This is a genomic window from Bradyrhizobium sp. 2TAF36, from assembly GCF_052114925.1.
GTDB lineage: Bacteria > Pseudomonadota > Alphaproteobacteria > Rhizobiales > Xanthobacteraceae > Bradyrhizobium > Bradyrhizobium barranii.
This window is the reverse complement of record NZ_JBFRFR010000178.1, coordinates 1-6,232: the sequence shown is the minus strand read 5'-3', so window position 1 is coordinate 6,232 and position 6,232 is coordinate 1. Positions and strand designations below refer to the sequence as shown.

5 protein-coding genes are annotated in these 6,232 nt (G+C 57.5%); 1 reads left to right on the top strand and 4 read right to left on the bottom strand.

What is annotated here, in order from left to right:
* Window positions 1-184: 184 nt before the first annotated feature.
* Window positions 185-1,381 (bottom strand): O-antigen ligase family protein, encoded by a 1,197-nt coding sequence (locus tag AB4Z51_RS43950; RefSeq protein ID WP_441499675.1) that lies wholly within the window; start codon window positions 1,379-1,381, stop codon window positions 185-187.
* A 688-nt stretch (window positions 1,382-2,069) separates the two neighbouring features.
* Here AB4Z51_RS43950 and AB4Z51_RS43945 point away from each other — a divergent pair.
* Complete coding sequence (locus tag AB4Z51_RS43945; protein ID WP_205124599.1) at window positions 2,070-2,930, top strand: 2OG-Fe(II) oxygenase; 861 nt, start codon at window positions 2,070-2,072, stop codon at window positions 2,928-2,930.
* A gap of 278 nt (window positions 2,931-3,208) precedes the next feature.
* Here AB4Z51_RS43945 and AB4Z51_RS43940 read toward each other — a convergent pair whose 3' ends face one another.
* From AB4Z51_RS43940 to AB4Z51_RS43930, 3 genes are all read right to left on the bottom strand, one after another.
* Window positions 3,209-4,252 carry a glycosyltransferase gene (locus AB4Z51_RS43940; RefSeq protein WP_208085789.1) on the bottom strand — a complete coding sequence of 348 codons (1,044 nt, stop codon included), beginning with the start codon at window positions 4,250-4,252 and terminating at the stop codon, window positions 3,209-3,211.
* Window positions 4,249-5,388, bottom strand: coding sequence for a DegT/DnrJ/EryC1/StrS family aminotransferase (locus AB4Z51_RS43935; RefSeq protein WP_193560888.1), 1,140 nt, complete (start codon window positions 5,386-5,388; stop codon window positions 4,249-4,251). The genes AB4Z51_RS43940 and AB4Z51_RS43935 overlap by 4 nt, the downstream gene beginning before the upstream one ends.
* A partial coding sequence (locus AB4Z51_RS43930; RefSeq protein ID WP_441499674.1) for an NAD-dependent epimerase/dehydratase family protein occupies window positions 5,385-6,232 on the bottom strand: 848 nt, incomplete at its 5' end. The genes AB4Z51_RS43930 and AB4Z51_RS43935, both read right to left, overlap by 4 nt.

The following is a 6,232-nucleotide window of genomic DNA, read 5'->3' as shown; positions in this document are numbered from 1 at the left end:
GATCCAACGACACGCGTCCATCTGAAGTAAATCGAAGGCACCGCGCAGCGCTCCGTCGTCGTAAGCATGAAGCGCAGCCTCCGCAACGTCTTGCGTCGTCACCGGTCGAACCCCCTCGGATGCCGTTACAGATTGTTTACGGACGTAAGTCGGGGCGTTGATGATGCGCTTCGCCATCTACCGATCAATTCCACCTCTGGGGCTGCTGGCCGGTCTTCCTGCGCGRCAGCAGATTGCCATCAGTCGTCATTGCCGATCGAGGTTCTTTGGTGTCCATCAACCATGCACCACTTCCCAGGACGAACATGAACCACGCATAAATTCCGTGCGAAAAGTGAATAGTGATGCCCACGAACAAGAATGTGATGAGGGAAATCAAGTATGCCACACGGCAAATCTCGACCGTTCTGTCTGCGCTCTTAGCGTTAGTGACCGCAACCATCGTGTAAATACAGGATCCCAGCAGCAGGACGAGGGCGGGAATCCCGTGCCTCATGGCGGTCAATAGCCAGAAGTTGTCCACACTGTCAGATGCCATCCACCTAGGCCGCTCCCAATCTGCCAGACCTATTCCAAGCAATGGATGATTAAGCACCGAGGCACTTCCGTAATCCCAGATCGCGACACGGTACCACCCGGTCTGAGGATCGAACGTGAAGTGCGAGATGAAGAACTTGGCCGCTCCTTGATTGGAGCCAAACTGGGCAGCCAAGACGCCTACGGCGACGATACTCCAGAGTATCATCCACTTGCTGCTATTGCGCCGAAGAAGCCCGGCATATGCCATCAGCACGACTTGGAATACGAGACATGAGATCGGCGCCGACGACATCGACAAGAAGGCGGTGGCCGCCACCATCACGGTCAGGAGCCATCGTGAAGCAAAGTTGCTGCCATGCCCCCAAGCGAGGTGGGTCAAGGCTACGGTGCTGGTGCAAAAAAGGCCAAATTCGATCGAATGACTAAACGGTCCCTGAACCCGCCAAAAGCCCCACCGGGGAACCATCATCGTAACTTCGACGGTCGGAAAAACGACGCTCAACGTCGATAAGAGCGGCTTGTTTCCTGTGATCCATTCGTAGACAGCAAACGGTGACAGGGCCAAAACAACGATCGCTATTGTTAAGACCATTCCTCTGAAGTCAGCGGCATCGCGAACATAGCGGCGCGCGAGGAGGTAGGCTCCCATCGTTTCTATAAAAAAGATGCCAGACGTTTGAGTGGCAGAAGAGCCATCATGTGCAGCAAACAGGGAAGCTGCAGTCCAAACAGAGTAAAAAAGAAGCGCAAGATCCGGAAGTCTGAAGCCTAGCGCGCCGCGTACCCAACTCAAGAGACAGGGCAGCAGGGTTGCCAGGAGAACGAGTCGATAAGCTGACAAGTTCATCGGTCCCAGAGGAATGATCCATGGGACGGCCAATCCGACCAGGAAAGCGACCACAGCCCAAGGTGGTCGGATCCAGGCTGGTCGGCTTGTCTGCAAAGGGAAGTTGCGTGGTGCAAGGGCGCCCCCTGCTCCTGACAGTACTGAGCGTTGATGTCTTACTGCAAATCCTGCTGTGCCTGCCATCTGGAGACCAATGACCAAACCCTAGCGCGAAGTTTCCGAGACCATATCCAGCCCAATGTACGCTGAATGCACAAGTTGCTATTCGGTTGATTGCTCTTGGATCCCAGGCCTCTCAAGCTGGCGCCAGAGAATGGTCCTTGCGAGTTCGCAATGTTCGACGCGGGTCTCGCATAGGGGAGCTTGACGTCCGGTGCAGTCGTGACTGCCAATTTTGCCCGAATGGATCGCTTGTGAGACGTTGGTTTCCTGGTTTTGACGCATTGCGGCAAAATTCCTCTATTTCAAAATTCGTGATTTCTAAATAGCTCGTCAAAATCGTTTGGCGCGGTGATGTAAGGCTATGCACATGGAAAATATTGATAAAATTCAGTATGCCGCTCAAATGTCTCGCTGTCGAGGCTGATTAATGATTTATGGAATAATAATAGAAATTAAACCTTGATAATTGATAATAACGGAGTTTAATTGAAGCTGTTAAGATCAGTTGTCGGAGAAGGTCATGGTCAGTCTTGCCCAGCGCGTGGTGTCCGTCGACACGGAGCCTCTCGGTGTCAAATCGCTTCTTCCCATGAAGAAGATGGCGGAGCACAGCGAGCAGTGGGCCCAGCAATATCGCGACAATCAACCTTTCCCACATATTGGGATCGATGGTTTTTTTGACGAGAATATTATCAGGACTGTGGTTGCGAACTATCCCGGCGAATTTGATGCATCTTGGGATCGGAAGTTCCTCGATGCTGGAGCTTACGAAGAGCAAAAGCTTGGTCTGAATCGGTTGGAGGACTTTCCCCCTTACATTCAGCAATTCGTCAATGCGTTGAATTCGCGCGTCTTCGTTGGGTTTCTGGAGAAGCTTACGGGTATCCAGGGCCTGATACCCGATCCATATCTGTCGGGAGGTGGCCTGCACATGATCCCGCGAGGAGGGCGTCTCGGCATCCATGCGGATTTCAATACGCATCGAGAGCTCAGACTCGATCGCCGGCTCAATCTGTTAGTGTACCTTAATTACGACTGGCAAGAGGAGTGGGGCGGGGCCCTCGAGCTTTGGGACAAGGACGTTAAGTCAAAGGAGAAGGCGTATTTCCCCATCGCCAACCGCATCGTCGTCTTTACAACGACCGACACGGCTTATCACGGCCATCCTGATCCGCTGACAAGTCCAAAGGGAAAGTATCGCCGGTCGATTGCGTTGTATTACTATACGAATGGCCGTCCCGAGGAGGAGAAGTCGGACGAGCATACGACGATATTCAAAATGCGTCCCAACGAAGTCCGTCGACGTAGTGTGCTTGATGTGATGAAGCCCTTCGTTCCACCAATTGTCTGGCAGGTTCCCCGGTTGTTCAGGAAGAAGTAGGGTGATCTGCCTGCCGGCCGATCATGCGTCGGGGGCCGGCCGCGGCTCCCGACATCGCGTAGCGCCAGCACATGGCGCGAATGGCAGGTGATGGCGAACGACGGCGTTACGCGCGCTTCTGATCGATCATGTCAGGATAGCGGACCTGGTCAGCCGGGCGCCGTTGTCCTTGATCCTCATTTTCGATCTTGCCGGACTCCATCACGCGCCGAGCCCGGTTCTCGCCTCATCCGAGTGTTGATGCAAGTCGATATCAGACCTGAAGTGGACGACGACCTCTATACGCCGCGCAGGCGATGACGTCGCCAGAGCATCTTGTGTTTCACCCAATGAATATAGCCGCTTGGCATGATTGGTTGCAGAATCGGCGGCCACCGCGTCCCCAGACGCCGGCGCCATTGTAAGCCCCAATATTCACCGAGAGCATGGGCACTCGGATAAGTCTCCTCGGCGAAGGCCTGCAGATCATCGACGCAAATATGATGAACGCGACGACGATCGTAGGACCAGCAGGCGAGCCAGAGGGCTTCCTTGGCCAGAGCCCGCAGCGCCATCTGCCGCAGTTCTTCCATGTCGCTGATCTTATGTCCGTGCACTTGAAAGACGGCTTCGAATGCGGCTCGCCTCTGCCTGAGATCTGCGATCTTGGAGTTGAACTGGGTTGACTGCATGCTGGCAACGTGCCTGCGATAGTATGCTTGGTCCACTTCGGCCAAATAGGCGATCGATGAGTGCGCTGCAAATCGCAGCCACATCTCCAGGTCGCCGGCATGAGGAAGATCCTCGCGATAGCCCCCGAGCTGCCGCTGGAGCGACGTGCGGACGATGACCTCGGGGGACGAGATGCACGACGTCGCGGACTTGCAGCGCTGAGCAATCCAGTCCCGGCCATCCCAGATATCGACCCGCGGCTTGCCGGTACGGGCCTGCGGCAGCTTGTCGTTCGATTGGAAGTATGGCGCATGTCCATAGACCATGCCGACTTCCGGGTGGTCATCAAGAACTGCTTGGGCCCGCTTTAGTGCGCCAGGCGTGAGGAGATCGTCGGCCGATATCAGAGCGGTGTAGTCTCCGGTCGCGAGGGCCAGTCCCTCGTTGTAGGTCTTGATGTGGCCCTGATTGATCCCGTGGCGAATGAATGTCACCCTGGCATCGTTCGCCAGCGAGGTGCCCACCGCGGGAGTTTCATCGGTCGAGCAATCATCGATGATGATCACCTGTACCTTGACGCCTTGGGAAAGAACGCTCTCAACGCACCCCTTGAGATAATGCGCATAATTATAGCAGGGGATGACAACGCTGAAGGACGTCTCCTTTGTCATTGGCTGACCTCGGCGCGGAGCGTGCTGGCCACCAGCTCGAGGTCTTCGTCCTTCATTTGTGCGTAGATCGGTAACAGGATTGCGCGATCTTGCGCGAGTTCGGACTGATGCAGCTCATGGCGTTGCTTGGCGTTCGAGTAGGGCGGCTCCCGGTGCGAACACATAATGCCACGGCGGGTGGCGATGCCTCGATCGAGCAATTTCTGCATCACCGTCCGTTGGTCCACGTTGCTCGGCAGGCGTACACAATAGCTTTGCCAGTTGGAGCGGGCCCATTCCGGCTCGAACGGCAGGCTCAGGCCCTCGACGTTGCCGAGCAATTCCGAATAGCGCGCGGCGAGGGTCCGCCGGCGGGCTACGATGTCTGGCAGCCTGGTGAGCTGCTTGCGTCCGACCGCGGCCTGGATGTCAGTCATCCGGTAGTTGAAGCCAACGGCAAGATAATCTTCGAAGATGACCTGGGGGGACCCGTGCCGCACCGTGTCCGGGACGCTCATGCCGTGCTGGCGCAGGAGCCTGAATTTGCGGTCGAGCTCGGGATCCGAGGTGGTGAGCATCCCGCCTTCGCCGGTCGTGATCACCTTGCGGGGGTGGAAGGAGAAGCATGCAATCCGGCCATAGGGCTTACCAATTCGATCCCAGCTGCCGTTTACCTGGATCTGACTGCCGGCTGCGCAGGCGGCGTCTTCGATCAAGGCAAGGCCGTGGCGATCGGCGATCGCAACGAGCGCTGCGAGGTCGCAGGGCATCCCCATTTGGTGCACGGCGATGATCGCGCGGGTGCTGGTCGTGATCGCCTCGGCCACGCGCTCTGGATCGATGTTGTAGGTGTCCGGGTCGATGTCGACGAAGACAGGGGTGGCTCCGCAATATCTGACGCAATTGGCGGTCGCGATAAAGGAATGGCTGACCGTGATGACCTCGTCGCCGGGTCCTATATCGAGTGCGACCAGAGCAAGGTGCAAGGCGGTCGTGCAGTTGGAAACGGCGCACGCATGGGGCGCGCCGACCAGCGTCGCAAAGTCGCGTTCGAAAGCTGCGACTTGGGGGCCTTGCGAAACCCAACCGGAAAGCACGGCCTCCCGGGCAGCTTCGGCCTCTTCGTCGGCGAGGAGTGGCAGCGCAATCGGGATCACGAGACGACCGCATCTTGCTGGCGGGCGGCAGAGGTCGACGCGTATTCGGCGCGCCACCATTTCACAAGATCGGCGAGGCCCTGTTCGAGCGGAACGGAGGCTCGGAAACCGAGCTTTTGCTCGGCCTTTTCCGTCGATGCCAGCCGGCGCGGCACGGGATTAATCGAGCGCTCCGGCGCGAACTCAGGCGTCAGGTTGCGATGGCCCATCACCGAAGCAAGCGCATTCGCGAGCTGCACCAGGCTGGTTTCGGTTCCACTGGCGATATTGAAGACGTCATCTGTGACCCGAGACCGGGCTCCGAGAATATTGGCGCGCGCGACGTCGCGAACGTGGACGAAATCCATGGTCTGCTGGCCGTCACCGAATATGATCGGCGGCAGCCCCGCTTCGAGCCGCTCCATCCAGCGGATCAACACTTCGGTGTAGCGGCCGTGGATATCCATCCGCTCGCCGTAGACGTTAAAGTATCGGAACGCGACATAGTCGAGCCCATGCATGTCGTTGAAGGAGCGGAGCAGCCCTTCATTGAAGGCCTTGGCGGCTCCATAAAGGGTGCGGTTGTCGTAGGGGTTTTGCCGCTCGGTGGTCGGAAACGCCTCCGCCATGCCGTAGACGGATGCCGAGGAGGCGGCGATGACCTTCTCGATGTTGTGTTTGACGCACAATTCGAGCAGGTCGAAGGTGGCGTCGACCATAACTTCCTTGGCAAGGCGCGGCTCGGCGGCGCAATGGGTGATGCGCAAGGCCGCCTGGTGGAAGACGATATCGGCCGCCTGTACGAGCGATGCCATCAGCTTGCGGTCCCGTATATCGCCCTGGACCATGCGGACCGGTCCGCGGC